The organism is Cytophagaceae bacterium ABcell3, from assembly GCA_030913385.1.
GTDB lineage: Bacteria > Bacteroidota > Bacteroidia > Cytophagales > Cytophagaceae > ABcell3.
In genome coordinates, this window is record CP133159.1 from 2296913 (window position 1) to 2315864 (window position 18952).

Annotated in this window: 13 protein-coding genes; 6 read left to right on the plus strand and 7 right to left on the minus strand. The window is 39.4% G+C overall.

The genetic code is table 11. From position 1 onward, the window contains the following. Window positions 1-661 precede the first annotated feature (661 nt). Together RCC89_09160 and RCC89_09165 are read right to left on the minus strand one after the other, a co-directional pair. Window positions 662-988 (minus strand): iron-sulfur cluster assembly accessory protein, encoded by a 327-nt coding sequence (locus tag RCC89_09160; GenBank protein ID WMJ73331.1) that lies wholly within the window; start codon window positions 986-988, stop codon window positions 662-664. Window positions 989-1086: 98 nt separating this feature from the next. Further along, a complete protein-coding gene (locus RCC89_09165) occupies window positions 1087-1578 on the minus strand; it encodes an NUDIX domain-containing protein (GenBank protein ID WMJ73332.1) in 492 nt (163 codons plus the stop codon). A 241-nt stretch (window positions 1579-1819) separates the two neighbouring features. Here RCC89_09165 and mce point away from each other — a divergent pair, with 241 nt between their 5' ends. Next, the gene (mce, locus tag RCC89_09170; GenBank protein WMJ75650.1) at window positions 1820-2218 is read left to right on the plus strand and encodes a methylmalonyl-CoA epimerase; all 399 of its coding nucleotides are present in this window, start codon (window positions 1820-1822) and stop codon (window positions 2216-2218) included. A 376-nt stretch (window positions 2219-2594) separates the two neighbouring features. Then, the gene (gene thiL / locus RCC89_09175; GenBank protein WMJ73333.1) at window positions 2595-3629 is read left to right on the plus strand and encodes a thiamine-phosphate kinase; all 1035 of its coding nucleotides are present in this window, start codon (window positions 2595-2597) and stop codon (window positions 3627-3629) included. Between the two features lie 3 nt (window positions 3630-3632). Here the strand turns inward: thiL and RCC89_09180 are convergent, their stop codons facing one another. After that, window positions 3633-3995, minus strand: a complete 363-nt coding sequence (locus tag RCC89_09180) for a hypothetical protein (protein WMJ73334.1) — start codon at window positions 3993-3995, stop codon at window positions 3633-3635. A gap of 184 nt (window positions 3996-4179) precedes the next feature. Here RCC89_09180 and RCC89_09185 point away from each other — a divergent pair, with 184 nt between their 5' ends. After that, window positions 4180-5718 (plus strand): IS5 family transposase, encoded by a 1539-nt coding sequence (locus RCC89_09185; GenBank protein WMJ73335.1) that lies wholly within the window; start codon window positions 4180-4182, stop codon window positions 5716-5718. Window positions 5719-6393: 675 nt separating this feature from the next. Here the strand turns inward: RCC89_09185 and RCC89_09190 are convergent. The 4 genes from RCC89_09190 to rlmD form a co-directional block, all read right to left on the minus strand. Beyond that, window positions 6394-7410: a type IX secretion system membrane protein PorP/SprF gene (locus RCC89_09190; GenBank protein WMJ73336.1), complete on the minus strand. Its 1017-nt coding sequence runs from the start codon at window positions 7408-7410 to the stop codon at window positions 6394-6396. Between the two features lie 19 nt (window positions 7411-7429). Next, on the minus strand, window positions 7430-11728 hold the full coding sequence (locus tag RCC89_09195; protein ID WMJ73337.1) for a gliding motility-associated C-terminal domain-containing protein: 4299 nt from the start codon (window positions 11726-11728) through the stop codon (window positions 7430-7432). 257 nt (window positions 11729-11985) lie between these two features. Next, window positions 11986-13488, minus strand: a complete 1503-nt coding sequence (locus RCC89_09200) for a Do family serine endopeptidase (GenBank protein ID WMJ73338.1) — start codon at window positions 13486-13488, stop codon at window positions 11986-11988. Window positions 13489-13999: 511 nt separating this feature from the next. Then, window positions 14000-15409 carry a 23S rRNA (uracil(1939)-C(5))-methyltransferase RlmD gene (gene rlmD, locus RCC89_09205; protein ID WMJ75651.1) on the minus strand — a complete coding sequence of 470 codons (1410 nt, stop codon included), beginning with the start codon at window positions 15407-15409 and terminating at the stop codon, window positions 14000-14002. A 392-nt stretch (window positions 15410-15801) separates the two neighbouring features. On the opposite strand from rlmD, the gene RCC89_09210 reads away from it, so the two are divergent. From RCC89_09210 to RCC89_09220, 3 genes are read left to right on the plus strand one after another with little or no spacing between them, the layout of a single operon-like run. Then, window positions 15802-16419: a TetR/AcrR family transcriptional regulator gene (locus tag RCC89_09210; GenBank protein WMJ73339.1), complete on the plus strand. Its 618-nt coding sequence runs from the start codon at window positions 15802-15804 to the stop codon at window positions 16417-16419. 19 nt (window positions 16420-16438) lie between these two features. After that, window positions 16439-17800, plus strand: coding sequence for a TolC family protein (locus tag RCC89_09215; protein WMJ73340.1), 1362 nt, complete (start codon window positions 16439-16441; stop codon window positions 17798-17800). Further along, a complete protein-coding gene (locus RCC89_09220; GenBank protein ID WMJ73341.1) occupies window positions 17787-18950 on the plus strand; it encodes an efflux RND transporter periplasmic adaptor subunit in 1164 nt (387 codons plus the stop codon). The genes RCC89_09215 and RCC89_09220 overlap by 14 nt, the downstream gene beginning before the upstream one ends. Window positions 18951-18952 lie beyond the last annotated feature (2 nt).

Below are 18952 nucleotides of genomic sequence, written 5' to 3' on the forward strand. Positions count from 1 at the left end.
TTTTGTCATTCACCTGTATTATACAAAAACCTTAAATCTGAAATATGCATTAGAACGCTGATTTTTTGTTCTTTTGCCCCTCATAACGAAATATAATGCAAACATAGGTTAAAAAGGTAAGAGGATAACGAGGGCTGTTTAATTACACCTAATTCAAGTGCATGGCTAGTTTCCAATGGCTGGAATGCTCAAGGAAGTGGCTCTGATGTATCAATTGATAATAATGCTTTAAGGGCAGCTCAAATAGCTTGAAGCATGATTTTATGCAAGGCTAGGGGAAACAAACGAGGATTTGTATCAGTTTTTAGGTAACACGCCAGAAGCAGTAATGTATACCCTAACCCATTTACCGCACAGTTAAACATCGAATTTCAAGAAGGTCGAAGGTTCAGATATATCCACTTCTGACTTATCTGGGAAATTGCAAGGGAAGGTACTGTCCCGTTTAGTGTGTATATACTTCAAATTTCCAACGGAGAAAATGTGGGCTATCCTATCATAAAGTGGTAAAAAGTAAGCAGTCTATATAGTGGGGTGTGTAATTGTGACTTGCTTGAGAAAAACGCTTTGGCAACTTTTTCAGTTTATGTACACGATGAATTCAATAAATATAAAAAGCCCCTTAGGTGGGGGCTTTTTTTAACTTAGATTAGCTAATGGCTTATACAGCAAAACTTTCTCCGCAACCACAGGTTCTGCTGGCATTAGGGTTAATAAATTGAAATCCTTTTCCATTTAGTCCATCTGAATAGTCAAGAGTGGTGCCTGCCAAATATAAAAGGCTTTTTTTGTCTATCATAATCTTTACACCTTTGTCTTCAAAAATTTGGTCGGACGGTGAAGTCTGGTTGTCAAACTTTAGTTCATACATAAGACCAGAGCACCCGCCTCCTTGAACCGCCACTCTGACATTGTAATCATCACCATAACCTTCTTTTTGGCGAAGTTCTATTACGTGTTCTTTGGCTTTATCTGTAACGTTTATCATAATACTTCTTTATTTGTTTATTTTAACAAACAAAATAATTTACTTGTTTTTTCACTTAAATGCAAAAATACACTTTTTTTTAACGTATTAGAAATCCCTCAGGTTTCCTTTAATCCGTTTTGGGTGTTAAATAAGGTTCTTAGTCTGTCTAGAAAAGGGGCCTGGTTCGGGTTTATTTTTACTAAAGCTTTTTCATAGTTGAAAAACATACCTTTGTCTACTTCGGGAAATATAGCCTTATTGCCTGACTTAGGAGGCCATTCAATTTTAAAAGTATTGGAGTTTAGATTAATAGGGGTATTTTCTGTATATTCAAAAGCCCATGCTTCAACCATTTTCCCGCCTTTTTGTTTAATATTTCCAAGGTATATATAGGGCGGGAGAGGCTTTACTCCTGTTTCTTCGCCAAACTCCCTTTTTGCTGTTTCAATAGGTGTTTCCTTGTTTTCAGGTACCCCTTTTGGAATAGTCCAAACGCCAGTATCTTTTTTAGAAAAAAAAGGACCTCCCGGATGCACAAGGAAATATTGTAACGTGTTCTTTTCCTTTTTGAACATAAGCATGCCTGCTGCATAATTTTTCCGTGTCATTTTTGGGTTTATGTAGGTAGTCTTTCTCTGTGTTTTTCTTATTTAAATTATGTATAGCCTTTAAAATCAATGGCTATTGCTTAAGAACTATTATCGTTCATTGTTTTAATAATGTTATATCGTCCTATTTTGTTTGTGGGTTCTTTTTAGCGATTTGGGTGTTTCCCTAAAAGAGATTTAAAGATTTTGTTAACTTCAAACTATTGGTATGCGTTTAAGTAGCGTAAAAAGACGTAGAAATATTATGAAACTTGAACATATAGGTATAGCTGTCAGAGATGTACAGAAGGCCATTGATTTTTATGAAAACCTTTTGGGGACGAAAGTATACAAAATAGAAGAAGTCCCTTCTGAAAAGGTTAGGACATATTTTTTACAAACCGATAATACAAAAATTGAATTACTAGAGGCAATGGCGCCCGATAGTCCAATTAGTAAATTTTTGGAAAAAAGGGGTGAGGGAATGCATCACATGGCCTTTGAGGTAGAGGACATAGTTAAAGAAATGAAACGCTTAAAAGAAGAAGGTTATCAATTGCTCAATGAAAAACCTAAAGCAGGTGCGGACGGTAAACAGATATTCTTTATGCACCCAAAAGAGTCTAATGGTGTGTTAATAGAATTGTGCGGTAATAGTTAAAGGGTGGAAAAATTAATTTCTCCACCCCACATTGTTCTTTTTTGCTTTTTTATAATCTGCTTTACATTTCGCACTAGATCTTGTGCAAGATGTTGACAAAGCAGATATTATTAATAGTGCAGATATTATGTATGTTAGCTTTTTCATATCAACTTACATTTTGATCTGTCCGCTTTTCTTCATTTTCTTAACTTTTTTCGAGTTTTTCTTACAACCTGGCTTAGCTCTAACGCAGGAAGTCGCTGCTACTGAGGTTACAAAGGACAACAACAGGAAGTATACGAAAAATTTCTTCATAAAATGTCTTGTTTTGAGTGTTGTGTTTCTTATCAAATTTAAACAATTTCAGGCAAAAATTAAAAAATAATCAAAAAAAATGGGGCAAAACAGGACTGAAATTTCTGAACTGGGCGAATTTGGTTTAATTGACCGGTTAGGAAGGCATTTTAAAGACCATAAACATGATTCTACTTTGAAAGGGATAGGAGATGATGCTGCCGTAATTAAAGCTGGAGAAGGAAAAGTGAAAGTCATAACTACTGATATGCTCGTGGAAGGCGTTCATTTCGATCTTTCATATGTTCCTTTGCGTCATTTAGGGTATAAGGCAGTGGCAGTAAATATTTCTGATGTGGCTGCGATGAATGCTGTTCCTGAGCAAATTACTTTTAGTATAGCTATTAGCAACCGTTTCTCGGTAGAAGCTATTGAGGAGATTTACTCTGGGATCAAAATCGCTTGCGATAATTATAAAGTTGATCTCATTGGGGGGGACACAACTTCTTCTGCGTCTGGTTTAATTGTTTCTGTAACGGCTATAGGTGCTGCAACGGAAAATGATATTGCCTATCGAAGTGGGGCCAATGTTAATGATATTCTATGTGTCACAGGCGATTTAGGTGGGGCATATCTGGGTTTACAATTATTGGAGCGTGAAAAGCAGGTTTTTCTGGCAAACCCTGACAATCAACCAGAATTTGAAGGGAAAGATTATGTCCTTCAGAAGCAACTTAGGCCTGAGGCTAGAATGGATGTAATACACTCCCTTAAAGAACTAGGGGTTAAGCCTACCGCTATGATTGATGTTTCTGATGGTCTGGCTTCCGAAATTATGCATATTTGTAAGGCATCTGATTGCGGAGCAAAACTGTACGGAGACAAGCTTCCACTTGACGAAGTCACTTTAAGCACTGCAGAAGAGTTTAACATAGATCCTATTACATGCATGTTGAACGGAGGAGAGGAGTATGAACTTTTGTTTACCATAAAGCAGGAAGATTTTCCAAAATTGAAAAACCATCCTGATATATCGTTTATAGGGCATACGACTCCAAAAGATGCAGGGGTTAACCTAGTGACTAAATCGGGAACCACAGTACCTGTAAAAGCCCAGGGGTGGGTACATTTTTAGTTGTTATTCTTCTGGATAGGGAACAAACACGAAGTTGGTAAACTCTAAATCTACCACAAAGAAGCAACAATACTCATCAGGGTCTTTCCAGGCTCTGATGAATTCTTCTTTGCTCTCTAATATTTTCCTCTGAATAAACTCGTCTAGAAATGAAGCATAATAATTCCAGCTATTGCCTAACTCCCCCTGTCCAATTAAAAGAGTGCCTATAGGTATTTCTACTTTAGAAATTGGAAAGATAGGGTAGTCTGAAAAGCCTCTTTTTCTGATTTGATAAGAAGCTTCTTTTATGTTATCGGAGACGTTTACAAAGTCTTGCGTAATAGTCCCTAAATACTTTCCATTTAATTCCGGGTCGTTGTTCATATCTGCTTGTTATGAAAATGGTATTTAGCCCAAATTTAAGATATTTTTGGTTAGCAGAGGGTGGGCAAGCAAAAAAAAACAACGGTTATGCTAGATAGGGTCTGCTTAGAAATAAAAAATAGCGGCATTAAGAGGATTTTAGAACTATTTTTATGAATTTGAGGGAGTCCAAGTGCAAAGAAATATGCAGAAGACCCCTAAAAGGCGTGCACCACGCTGCGAATATTCAAGTCCCAGCCAGTTGTCAATTATTGGTTTCGAGACACCGTTTCATAATCAGCTTGACCCCAACAACCGGTGGGTTTTGCTCAGCAACAAAATTCCATGGGATGAACTTGTCAATCTCTACAACAAACGCAATCCTCCAAAAAAGACAGGGAGACCGGCGCTTAACCCTCGTGTGCTGATTGGAGTGGTGATCATCAAGCATATCCTCAACCTGGATGATCGTGAGACAGTTGCCCAGATTACCGAAAACATGTATCTGCAATACTTTCTGGGGTACAGTTCTTATATCAAGGAGCCTCCATTTGATCCATCTTTGTTTGTAGATATCAGAAAACGGTTGGGGCAGGAACTTATCAATGCGATGAATGAAAGGATCCATGAGTTTTACATGGAAAAAGCCCCAAAAAAAGTTGACAAAACTACGAAAGGAAAAAATGACCCTCCTTCCTTTGCCAGTGGGCAAGAGTCTAACAAAGGAGAGGCAATCTTTGACGCAACTGCCTGTCCTCAAGATATCATTTACCCAACCGATTTGGGGCTGCTGAACAAAGCAAGGGAAATCACCCAACAGATCATAGATGAGCTTCATTGTAAAAATACCCAGGGGAAGAAACCAAGGACTTACAGAAAAATAGCTCGTAAAACCTATCTGAAGGTGGCCCAGAACAAGAATCCATCAAGAAAAGTAATTCGCAAAGGGATAAAAGCCCAGCTCCAATACCTTAGAAGAAACTTCAAGACCATTGAAAAGCAGCTGGACAGCTTTGAGGTTTTTCCTTTGTGTCATCGTACACAGCGGTCATACTGGGTCATTCAGACACTTTATGAACAACAGCTTGGCATGTTTAAGAACCGGGGCCACCATGTAGCAGATCGGATTGTTAGTATCCATCAGCCTCATGTGCGACCTATTGTACGGGGAAAGTCACGAGCCAAAACTGAATTTGGAGCCAAGATCCACCTTAGCATGGTGGATGGTTTTTCCTTTCTGGACACTGTGTCCTGGGAGGCTTTTAACGAGGGCAGTCATCTTGTTGATTACGTTGAAAAATATCGGAAACGGTTTGGTTTTTATCCTGCCAAAGTACTGGCAGACAAAATTTACTGCACCCGTGAAAACCGGAAGTGGTTGAAGGGAAAAGGAATAAAACTGGCAGCCAAACCTTTGGGCAGGCCATCCGCAAAGGCAGTGGAAAACCACGTAAGTCCAGGAGAGAGGAATCCGGTTGAAGGAAAGTTTGGACAAGCAAAAAACAGCTATGGGATGAACCGTATCCGTGCCAGACTTAAGAATACCAGCCAAACGTGGATCGCCTCAATAATCCTGGTGCTCAACCTGGTCAAATTGACCAGGCAGGCACTCTATTTTCTGAGTTTTTCAGCATGGCATAAGTCAATTTTTAACATAATTCGGGGTCTGAAAGACGTATTTGAAAGGATGACAATAAAAAACCGGCCTGGCGAGCGCTCAGGGCCGGTTTTTTACATATGTTAAATTTGAGTTTTTCAGCAGACCCTAGATAAAGAATTATGTTATCATGGTGCGATGGAAGCTTGCTTTTTCGTAGCGTCTCGCTACCCTCAAAGGATTGATGGTATAGCTGCTCCAAAGGAGCGGTAATTATATTAACCGTTGTTTTTTGTGTATCCTCTTAGGGCATAAATAATAACGCCCCTTCAGGACTTTAGATGAGAACGCTGTATTTTTCTAAAATCATATCGCCCCTTTTGAATTGTTAGCTGAAATGGCTTAGCTGCCGTAAAAAAGTTTGGTTTTGTATCAATAAGATCCAGCTTAGGAGGTGTAGTCCTGATCAATCAAGAATGCAATTGAACATACACCTCAACGGGGAGTGATAGAAGGTGAAAATTTATATTGCGCCCCGGTTGGGGTTTTGGGTAGTCTTGTTACCTGTTCCCATGGACTGCCGCCCATTGTTATATATTTCGCACCTTTGGTGCTTGCACTAAGGTTTTATTTAACGCTCGTCTATAGTAGTCTTGTTAGAAGTCTTACATAGGGGACTGTAAAAGGAACGTTGCCCAGGTAATGTCAGTTTTTTATAATCAAAGAAAATAAGCTCCAAAGGCGCGGTAATAAATAACTCAGGGGCAGCCCTGAGAAATGAAGCAAGTAAAATTAGCCCCAAGGGGGCGTCATAAATTGCTTTTAAAATTTAGGGCATGCAGGCCTTTTTTGTATAGGTCTCTGCTTTTTCTTTTTGCTTTTCGCAATTCTGTAACTAAGTGTTAGCTCATGACTTCCCCACGTAGCCATAGAAAGTTTCGAAGTAGTAAAATCATAGCTGTACCCAACTTGTAAGTTGTTGTATATATAGCCGACGAGTACGACAATTGCTTCGTAGTTTGTCCTATCTGGACTATAAACCTTTACTGGAATGCCTCGGTACCAAAGTCCGGTTATAAAAGTGTTATACCTGGCATAGACTCCTATATCCAATTGGTCTGACTTCCCTTGTGATTTGTACATAAAGGTAGGGGAGATACTGACCTCTTCATCAGGATTGACATATCTTCTTTTCCAGTCTGGCGTCAGCATGAACTTATACCCGCCAAATACAGAAAATTTAGCAGGTAACCTGCTTTCTCCGTTAATAAAGGTTTGGTTAGGGCGGTTCATATGATGCACTGAGATCCCTGCCCAGAAAGTTTCAGACATGATTACACCACCAGAGGCAAAGTCTAGATACGCAATGGCAGGGTTGTTAGGGTCTTCACTGCTACTGCCGCCGATAAAGCCATTGTCAGTATATTGCGAACCAAAAGTAAGCCTGTTGAAATCAATCCGTCTATGAACGTATGACATTTGCAGTCCTGGGCGGAAAACAATGTTTTTGGTAATTCCTATTTCATAAGAATAGGCGATACCTACATCTGTTGTCCTTAGATTTGCGGGAGTGATTATATCTGAGTTAATAATTAAACCCACCCCACTATTGTATTCTGGAATATAATGGTCTACAGATACTGTATTGCTAATATAAGATGCATGGAGTCCTGGCCACTGGTAGCGTGCCGCCATAATGCCGCGGGTGCTGTAATCTGCACCAGCAAAAGAAGGCGATAGAAATAAAGCATTCGCATAATACTGAGAGTATTGAGGAACCTGGGCCTGAAGCTGTAAAGCTGTCAGGGCTGCTAAAAAGGTTAGTAAATACTTTAACATATAGCTTTTTATATGAAATTTATCTTATGAGCGTGACACTGCCCCTTAATTGTTTCCTTGTTGGTGTTTGCCCTTCATTGACATATAGTGGATCATAAAAAATCACCCATGGATAGCTGCCAATAGGCATTAGTTCTCCTCTATAGGTTCCATCCCACATGATGTTTCTGTCGTTGGTCAGGAATATTACTTCGCCCCATCTGTTAAAAATCCGCATTTCAAAATTGGTGAAGTTTTTCCCAAAGATTTCCAACACGTCATGAATACCGTCATTGTTTGGGGAAAAGGCGTCAGGTACAAAAACCAGCGGCTCACATTTGTGTTCCACAAAAATTTCACCTTTCGCAGGGCAGTCGTTTTCATCCAGTACCTCTACGCTATACACCCCTTGCCTTTCAATTTCAATATATTGCTCTGTCTCTCCTGTGAGAGGCCATAAAAAACTATTTCCCCATGAAGGACCTATAACTAAAGGACCTTCTTCAAAGCAATGGGTTATGAAATTACTTTCAAATAAGCGCTCTTCCGGTAAGGCATGGACAGTTACGGTGACTTCGTCAGGTAAGGACGCACAATTGTTGGCATCATAAGAAACTACGGAGTAAGTAGTCGTAGATTCTGGTGTTACCGTAATGCTTTGCTGTTCCGAATTGCTAGGATTCCATAGGAACCTGATTCCTCCACTGGCACTCAATGTGACAGAGTCGCCATAACATATTTCTTCGTTGCTTCCAGCGTCAACTTGCGGTAGGGGAAGGATACTTAAAATATTAATTGTGTCGGAGTTTCTACAATTGTAGTTATTGGTCACAACTACCCAGTAAGTATCTACATCATTGACTGTAATAGATTGTTGATTGTTGGGAGCATTATTGTTCCAGGCATAAGAAGTGAAGCCTGATCCGGCGTTTAGCGTTAGGCTAGTGCCTTCGCATATAGAAGTGTCAGCTCCTAAGTTTACAGTAGGAATTGGTGCTTCATAGATGTTTATGGTAATAATACTGTCGCAGTCGGTTGTAGGGATAGTGTCAGCATAAGTTCCCGGTGTATCATATAGTACCCCCTCTATTGTTACGCTTTCTCCTGGACAAATATACTCATCAATTGCACCTCTTAGATAGTCTCGTACAGTGATGTTAATGGTTATTACACTGTCGCATGCGGTTGTAGATAATGTATCGTAAAACATGCCTTCTGTGTCATAGCTTTTGCCTGCTATAGTAATGCTGTTTCCAGGGCATATAGATTCGTATACTTCTCCTCTAAGATAATCCTCTTGAGTGATGTTTATGGTTAAAATACTGTCGCATGAGCCGGTGAACAGTGTGTCGTAATAAGTGCCGGGTGTGTCATAAACTACATTTTCTATGGTGACACTTCCATTAGGGCAAATAGATTCATTCCTTGTTCCTGTAAGATAGTTTCCTAATGCAATATTTATTGTAACAACACTGTCACAGGAGTTAGTGGCCAAGGTATCATAAAATGTTCCTGCTTCATTATAAATATGGCTTCCTATGGTGATGCTTCCTCCTGGACAAATAGTTTCATTCACCTCACCTCTTAGGTAGTCTTGTTGGGTAATGTTGATGGTTAAAATACTATCGCAGGAGCCGGTGAATAATGTGTCGTAGTAGGTGCCTGGGGTATCATAAATTACATTTTCTATGGTGACACTTCCATTAGGGCAGATAACCTCATCCCTGGTTCCTGTAAGGTAGTTGCCAAGATCTATTTCAATAGTCAGGATACTGTCACAGGTGGTTGTGCTAAGCGTATCGTAGTAAATGCCAGGTGTGTCATAAATTACGTTTTCTATCGTAATGTTTCCGCCTGGGCAAATGGTATGGCTGGTAGACCCAGTCAAATAGTCAAGGACGTGAAGGTGTAGTTCTACAATGCTATCGCATCCCATAGCCGTGAGCAGTGTGTCATAGTAGATGCCTGAAGATGTATATTCATTGTTCCCAAAGGGGTAAGGTGTTCCAGGACAAATAGTATCAGCAATTTCATGCGTTTGGGTCATGGCTATATGGTGGGAAGACTGGATGGTGTCGCGGCAACCACTGATCTCAATAATTTGGGATACCTGATAAACTCCTGTATCAGCTTCAGTTATGGCAGGTAACCATAATGTGTCACCCATAAAAGTTGAGCCGTCCGGTCTTTGCCACTGGTAGTCATAGTATATGGATGCTGGATAAATGATCCTTGCTTCCGAACAAGTAATATTAGCCAATAGTGGCTCAAAGGTGATTTCTTCAAGGTGTATCTCCCTAGTAGAGGCATTTCCACAGTCGTCATGTATCCTGACAGTATACGTGCCTTGCGTGCTTACAGTAAAAGTATTCTCATATTGCAAGGGAAAGGTTTCAGGGCCAGCAATAATTTCATACTGGTATGGCCAAACACCTTTCGAACTGTCGGGTATAATTTCTGCTGTTATAGACTCATCGCACAAAATGGCGTTATAGGTGAATATCTGAGGTGGTTCATATTCTTCAATAGTCAGGTCTTCATGAACCGAACTGCAAAATAAATAACTGTCCATACTGAGCTGTCTTCCCCCATCAGAGGAATTGGTGAAGCTAACTCTGTAAGTGCCTGGTCCAATATTTGTTACTGAATCTATAATGGGAGGGGTCGTTGAAAACCATGTATAACTTCTTTGGTAGTCAAAACCACTTTGAAAGTCCCTGATTCGAAACCTGCCACCTCTTGCAGTTGTAAACAGGTTGATCTGGTTTCTTCCGAGACAGCCTCGTAGGTATGAAAACTCATGTTCATAGCTAGAAACATCTTCAGGGTTAATTTCAAAAGTTCCTAAAAACTCCGTTCCACATGAATCAACTACCTTGTATGTGTACTCTCCTATAGGTAAGTTGTTTATAGAAAAATCATGAAAAGGTTGGCTCCCCGTACCCCATGCAGTTGGAGATAAGGTGTCTGGATAGTATATCGTTCTCTGATATTCATATCCAGGTTTGTCATTACTCATTTCTTCAGGACCAGAAAGTATAATAAGGTCAGGGGTTCCTCTAAAGCTTCTTACACTCACAGTAACTGCTGCAGTTGAGTCTGCACACACACTTTCATTGATGGATATTTCATCCATTTGAGGGTCAGGAGTGTTTATTTCTGGGGTAAAGAAGGTACTGGTAAATGAATTGCCACAAGCATCGGTGATCGTGTATTCATAAGACCTGCTTCCAGGTAAAGGATCTAGCCTAATGGAAGAGACCCCAGGCCAACCATTTTGTCCTTCCTCAAGGATGGCTGACTGCACGATAACATCCTCTGCTATATCTCTAACTTGATACTCTACCGGAGTAGGTAAATAGGTAAGTAGTTCATTTGATGAGAAACAGGTGTGGCTTGAGTTTGATAAGGTTATATTAGCGGTAAATTCACAATCTTGGAATGACGTGGAATAGGTAGGGCAAAATTCAAACTCGCTTACATTACCTTCGGCAGTGGCAGACCTGTTGCATGCGTCTGTTACTGTTATACGAATATAGTCTCCATAGCTTACACCGGTAATTTCTTGCTCCAGTCTTAAATGGGGAGAATGATCTGGTAATTCTAGCCTGGTTGGTTCGGTTGTATATATTCCACTACTGGTCTCTATTTCCACGGTGTATGGGTGACGGAAATCTGTAGTTTGTAAGGAAGTAGTCAATGTTGCCGTATTACAGTCCGTCATGTAGATGGAAGGGTCTGACATACTGAAGCTTTGGGGAAGGTTATCTCTTACAGAAGCTGTTCGGGTGGTGAAAGCGCCACAAGCATCGGTCAACCTTATGGTATAGTCTCCTGGCGGTAGGTTTTCAAAAGTGTCACTTTCCTGTGGAGGGCGTACATGATCGGCAGGATGAATTATTTCCCATGTAAAAGGTGCGTTTCCTGCATTAGGGGCTCTATTCCCAACTATTATCCCATCTGTATCTCCAGAACAAGTAACATTGGTTGGTTGAGGTGTAAAGTTTAGGGGGATATAGTTTCCTGTTATGTTTGCGTAGGTAAGGGTTTCGTTGCCAAACATGTCTTTGACTAAAATTGTATAAAAGCCGGGTTGGAGTGAAGAAAAAGTACTGTTGGTTTGTTCCGGCTGAAGAGTTGGGCCGTCAATGATACTATACAATAAGGGTGGATTCGTAGCTTGCGCATAAACGCGAATGGTACCATTGTTTGGGCATGTACTCTCTGTTGTTCTTACGGAGTCAACTTGTACTTGTCCAAAAGTGACAAAAGGTATGATGAAAAAAGATTTGAAAAGTAGGAATAGTTTTATATAGGGATGGATAGGTGTATTTTCCATATATATCTTCTTTTGAAACGGATCTATTGGTTTTTTTGGAAGGTAAATATAAGTCAAAAGTTCTATATTTTTACTGAATATTTTTTTTTGGTGGATAAAAAACTCTTTTTTGTGCAAATCTGACTTTCTTTTATTGGATTAGTTATAAATTGTAGTGGAATAGTTTATTTTTTGTTTGTGGAGGATTTTATTTGGGTCAAAAAAAATGGGTGCCTTAATGTTATTGAGGCACCCATTTTTTTATACTTACTTAGCTCTTATAACCCAAGGGCGTAATATTTAACCTCGCTCTTGCCTTCATATATGCCTTCTATCAGTACCCCACCAGTTTTTCCTTCAAGAATACTGGCCAAATCACTAACAGTATTAACTGGTTTGCTGTCTACTTTAGTTATAATAAACCCTTCTTCTATTAGTGTCTGTCTTCTTAATTTTCCGGCGTGCAAACGGGTGACTTTAATACCGCCAGTTATATTTAACTTTTTAGCGTTTTCTTTGCTTATTGGTTCAAATTCAGCCCCTAATACATCAAGTACCTGACTTCTTTCTCTTGATACAAAAGCGACCTCACCATCTTTGTTTCGGAGTTTTACCTTTAGGTTTTTCTCCTTTCCTTTTCTGTATAGTTTTACCTCAAGCTCATCACCTGGTCTTTGCCTGCCAACTATTTCTTGTAACTCTGGTGAAGTGTTAACTCTAAGCCCATTAATTTCCTGAATAACATCGCCAGCTTTGATACCTGCATCTTGCGCGGCGCTGTTTTCCATTACGCTGTCTACATACACGCCCCTAGTTATAGATAAATTTTTGTCTCTGGCTAAATTGCCGTCTACACCTCTTATGCTTATACCTAAGACACCACGTTGTACAACTCCAAATTTCAGCAAGTCTTCTACTACTTTGTTAACAATATTTGATGGTACTGCAAAGCCGTAACCTGCATACGATCCGGTTGGACTTGCAATAGCGGTGTTTATTCCTATAAGAGCTCCTTTCATATTGACCAACGCCCCTCCACTGTTGCCAGGGTTGATGGCTGCATCTGTTTGAATGAAAGACTCTATGGCGTATTGGTCATGTAAAATATTAATGTTTCTAGATTTAGCGCTCACAATTCCTGCTGTTACTGTCGAATTAAGGTTAAACGGGTTTCCTACAGCCAATACCCATTCTCCTACCTTTACCTCATCAGAATTTAAAAACTTTAAAAAAGGCAGGTCTTTCTCATCGATTTGCAGCAGGGCAAGGTCAGTACTGGCGTCTGTGCCTATTACTGTAGCTTTGTATGTTCTATTGTCCTGTAATGTCACATCTATTTCTTGTGCATTGTCTATGACGTGATTATTAGTAACGATATAGCCATTTTGGTTTATAATTACCCCAGAGCCAGTTCCTATCCTTGTTTGTGGCGCTTGCTGCCTAGGGTTCTCAAACCTAAATCTAGGGCCGAAAAAATGATCAAAGAAATCATCTCTGAAGAATTCCCTGAAAGGATCCTGTTGCTGCTGCCTCTGGTGGGTCACAGTTTGGGTTGATTTTATGTGCACAACAGCTTCCATAACTTTTGGCGCAACTACCGTAAAGTCAAGTGGGACTATTTCATTGCTGGCATTTTGCATGAAAGCCACTCCTCTGGTGGGCATGGTAAAAGCTTGCTCAGTTCGGGTGTCTGAAGTGTTTTGAATTTTATTAACTCCAAAATACAAAGTAGCAGCAGACACACTTAATGCGATTAATGCGGAAACAACATAATTTTTCATGGCCTTTATTTTTTACTAATCTTTTCTGCAAAGAAAAAACATGGCAAGCAGTACATGAATGACGATTGTCATAACTTACAAGGACTTATGTTAGGGCGCGCTGAAAAACGCCCAAATATTGATCTGTTTTTATTTGTATAAAAAGAGGTGAGGTATAGGTGCAAGAGTTTTTCAGTTATTTCTTATTTTTCCGTGCACAGTAAATTGAGAAACTTTTAATCCAATACTTTTTTTGGGCTAGCCACAAGCGCACAATCTACTTTATGGCTTACATTCGAAGTATTCCAATACGTCTTCATATAAGGCCATGCGTATCTTGCACACTTGTGACTTTTTCAGCAGGCCCTATGTTAGTTGTGTTTCGCTTAAACCTGAAATACACATTAAAACTTTCTATTGCGTGGCAAAATCTAATGCATAATCCAGATTGAATTAACCGTATATATATGTTGTCTTACTATGTGATTTGTTTTTAAAAAGTAAACCGTTTTACTGTGGTTTTAACTGCATATTACTGTTTTAGCTCCAACAATACAACATTTTCTATATGTTGCGTATGAGGGAACATGTCTACAGGTTGGACTTTTGTGACATTATACTTTTCATCCAATAGAGCCAAGTCTCTAGCCTGAGTAGCTGGGTTGCAACTCACATACACGATTTTTGCTGCTTTTAGCCTTAGGAGCATGTTTACAACGTCTTTGTGCATACCTGCCCTTGGCGGGTCGGTTATTACTACATCAGGAGTGCCATTCTTTTCAATAAAACGCTCATTTAGCACATCTTTCATGTCGCCAGCCTCAAAATAGGTGTTGGTTATACCGTTTATTTTTGAGTTTACCTTAGCATCTTCTATAGCCATTTCAACATACTCTATCCCTGCTACTTTTTTAGCCATGCCTGATACAAAATTTGCTATAGTACCAGTGCCGGTATATAGGTCATAAACAACTTCATTTCCTGATAAACCTGCAAAATCTCGAGTTACTTTATATAAAGTATAAGCTTGTTCTGAGTTTGTTTGGTAAAACGATTTGGACCCAATGCGAAACTTAAGCCCTTCCATAGTTTCTGTTATATAAGGTAGCCCATGGTAGTTGATAATGTCTAGGTCGTGAAAGGTTTCGTTTCCTTTTGGATTTATAACATAATTGAGCGAAGTCACTTGAGGAAACTTGTCCTTTAAAAATTCCATAGCCCCCTTCATTAAGTCAGGAGCTTCGTAATACACTTGGAGTATGACCATTACTTCTCCTGTATTTGCCGTTCTAATGATTAAGTTTCTTAACCAGCCTTCTTGGTTTCGTATGTTAAAAAAGGGAACATCATTCTTTATGGCGTAGTCTCTTAATGCGTTTCGAATTTCATTTGACGGGTCGGGTTGTAAGTAGCACTTTTCAATATCCAAAATTTTATCGAACTTCTGTGGGATATGAAACCCAAGACCATTTCTTTGAAACTCCTCGCCAGACTGTATTTCTTCATCTGTCAACCATTTAGTGTCTGAAAAAGTATACTCAAGCTTGTTTCGGTAATATTGGGTTGCCTGTGAACCTAGTATAGGTAAGATTTCAGGATAGGTGACTTTGGCTATCCTGTCCAGACTATCCTTTACTTGCTGGGTTTTGGCCTTTAATTGCTCTTTATAGTTAAGGTGCTGCCATTTGCATCCGCCGCAGGTTCCGAAGTGTTGACAAAAAGGTTCTTGTCTTAGTGGAGAATATTGGTGGAACTTAATTGGTTTGGCAAATGCAAAGTCCCTTTTAGTTCTGTAAACATAAAGGTCCACAATGTCACCTGGAGCTGCATGGTCTACAAATATAACCTTGTTTTCATGTTTGGCTATACTTTTTCCTTCTGCAGCTATATCTATTACCTGGATGTTTTCCAGCGTAAACGGTTGTTTCTTTTTCTTGGCCATACTTGCAAAAGTAAATAAATCTTTGATTAGTTTGTCTATGATAGGTTTTTTATCCTGCTTTAGTGGTGATTTAATATTTAATTTGTTCAATTTTTCATTTATTAAGCAGTAAGCCTTTCGTATGTTATGTTTAATTTGTTTTTCGAGGATATATAGTAAATGTTTAGTTTTAAGTTTTTGTAAATAAGGTTCTTGTCGTAATGTTTTTTGTTGTTATAGTGCTCGCTTGTATTTTTTTGTGCAACCTATTGAGGGAATTCTTAAAGTTTATATAGAAAATATTACATCTATAAAATAATAGGGTGTAGAAAAGTGTTAAAGATTCAAGCTTGGAAACTTTGAGTTATAGTATAGTTTCCATAGTTTTGTAGAGGTCTTAAATGCTTGATCTAATGGATATAAATAAACAACGTATAATAGATGGGGCGAGCGAACTTTTTTTTAAGTATGGGATCAAGTCTGTTACAATGGACGAAATTGCCAGTCATTTGGCTGTTTCTAAAAAGACAATTTATCAGTCTTTTAAAGATAAGAGTGCACTTGTCATTGCTGTGACAGATAAATTTTTGCAGGAAAACCGGGTGAAGTGCGAGAAATATGCAGAGGAGGCCTTGGATCCTGTAGATGAGATATTGAAAATATCCAACAATATTAAAGAAATGTTTCGGAGCATGAATCCGATGGTGCTTTTTGAAGTTGAAAAGTACTTTCCACAAGCTTTTAAGTTGTTTTTGGAGCATAAAGAGTCTTGTATACGTGAATCTATAGCCAATAATTTAAGAAAAGGTATTGAGGCCGGCTTGTACAGGGCTGACGTTGACGTTGATATCATTTCTATTCTAAGGATTGAACAAGTAGAGATGGCTTTTAACCCAACAGTCTTTTCACCAGATGTCTTTGACTTTACCAAAGTACAGCTTCAGTTTATAGATCATTATTTATATGGCATATGCACATTAAAAGGGCATAAACTTATTAACAAATACAAAAAAATCTCTGAAGAAGAATAAATATTTCTAACCTGTTTTTATGAACCGCTTAATTCTAATTTTTCTGTTGTTTTTCGCTTTTGGTGTTCACGCCCAAGAGTCGCATGAAATGACCTTACAACAGTGTATTGACTATGCACTTCAAAACCATGCATCAGTAAAGAATGCAGCTTTGGATGTAAACTCGGCAGATGCCCGGGTGGGGGAGGTGCGTTCGGTTGGTTTGCCGCAGTTGAGTGGAACTGTAGAGATTGCTGACAATCCGCAGCTCCGCAGGATGTTCTTAAGTGGGGACAATCCTATGCTGGGTACCATGATGCCTACTCCGCCACCGCCTGGTGAGGTAGTGGGTGTCGAGAACCTTTTTCAACTAAGGGCTTCAGGCGATGCTGGCGGAACCCTCAGTCAGTTGCTTTTTGACGGTTCTTACTTTGTAGGGTTAAAAGCTGCAACTGTCTACCGTGAGCTGGCTCAGAAGTCGTTGACCCAGACAAAAATTGAGACTATAGATGCTGTTACAAAAGCTTACTATATGGTGCTCATTAACCAAGAGCGCACTGGTTTGCTTGACAATAACTTGGCTAGGTTAGATACTTTGCTCAGGGAAACCAGGGCTATGTACCAAGAAGGCTTTGCAGAAGAAGTTGATGTTTCGCGTATTGAAGTAAATTATAACAACCTTTTGGTAGATAAGCAGCGGTTTGAGAATATGGAGAAGATAAGCCGTTTGATGCTTAAATTTCAAATGGGTATGCCTATGGATGATGATATTTCCTTGCTTCAAAGTTTGGACGATTTTGAAGGGCAGATTTCTTCTGAAAGGTTGCCTGTAAATTATGAAGACAGGATTGAGTATAGCTTATTACAGACGAACCATAGGTTATACAATTTAGATGTCAGGAATGAACAAGCAGCCTCTTTGCCTAGGTTGTCAGCATTTGCTACCGGTGGTTATATGACGCAGCATACAAGTATTCCTAATTTATTTTCCAATGAATGGTACTTCTATAGCATGTATGGCCTAAGATTGAATATACCTATTTTTGATGGTTTGGGGAGGATGTATCGTGTTCGTCAGGCAAAATATAATGTGGCTAAAGTTGAAAACGACATTAAAAATCTAGAGAACAGCATTGAGCTTCAGACGAGGGAAGCTCGTATGACTTTGGACAATAACCTTAAGTTGCTGGAAGCAAAACGCCGTAACCTGCGATTGGCCCAAGAAGTCACTAGGGTGACGCGTATAAAATACCAAGAAGGGGTTGGTAGTAACCTAGAAGTGACTACTGCTGAGAATGACCTGCGTCAAGCTCAAACTAATTATTACAATGCTTTGTTCGATGTCTTAACGGCAGATGTTGACTACAGAAAAGCATTAGGCACACTTAATGAAAATGAATAAATATTATACTTTTCCTTATACAACCATTATGAAGACCCTACAAAAGTTTTGGATTTTTTCCGTGGTACTGTTGTTGATTGCTTGCGGAGAAACGGATGAAACAGCAAAAAAGAAGGCAGAGTTGGCACAACTCAAAAAAGAACATGCCGAACTGGGTGCAAAGATTGCCAATCTTGAAAGTGAGCTAAATATCGAAACGGTCTCTAAAGGGGTGCTTGTGGAAGTGGCCAAAGTTGTGCCTTCTACATTTGAGCACTTTATAGATGTGCATGGCACTGTTGAGGCGGATATGAATGTTCAGGTTATGCCAGAAGCTAATGGCCCTATAGAAAAAATTTATGTGGAGAAGGGACAAACAGTCTCTAAAGGCCAAACTTTAGCCTTGATCAACACGGATATGATTAGGCAAAATATCAAAGAGGTGGAGACAAGCCTTGAACTTGCCACAAGTGTATATGAGAAACAGAAACGGTTATGGGACCAAAAAGTAGGTACTGAAATGCAGTACCTAGAGGCCAAAAACCGCAAAGAAGGGCTTGAGACGAATCTGGCAACACTGAAAACCCAGCTTTCAAAGGCTTATATAAAATCCCCTGTGAGTGGAGAGGTAGATGAAATCTTTGGTAAAGCAGGTGAAATGACCTCAGCTCAGACGCCTTTTGCCAGGGTTGTAAACTTGGACAAAGTATACATCTCGGCAGATGTTTCTGAAACTTACATTGGCAGGTTTTCTAAAGGCGATCCGGTAAAAGTGCATCTTCCTTCATTAGATAAAGAGCTTGATGCTGAAATATCTGCCGCAGGCCAATTTATCAACCCTAACAATAGAACATTTAGGGTCACTGTAAACCTGGACAATCAGGAAAAAGTGCTTAAACCTAATATGTTGTCAGTAGTAAAGATCAGGGATTTTGCAGTTGACGATGCTTTGGTTGTCCCTGCATCTGTTATCCAAAGTGATAGACAAGGCGATTACCTTTTTACAGTACGTAAAGAGGGCGAAAAGAAAGTTGCCCAAAAAACCTATGTTTCTACTGGAATAACCTATAAGGGACAAACAGTTGTTGTGGATGGATTGAATAAGAATGACAAAGTTATAACCAAAGGTTTCCGTGGTTTGGTAGATGGTGAAACCGTTAGTTTTAACTGATA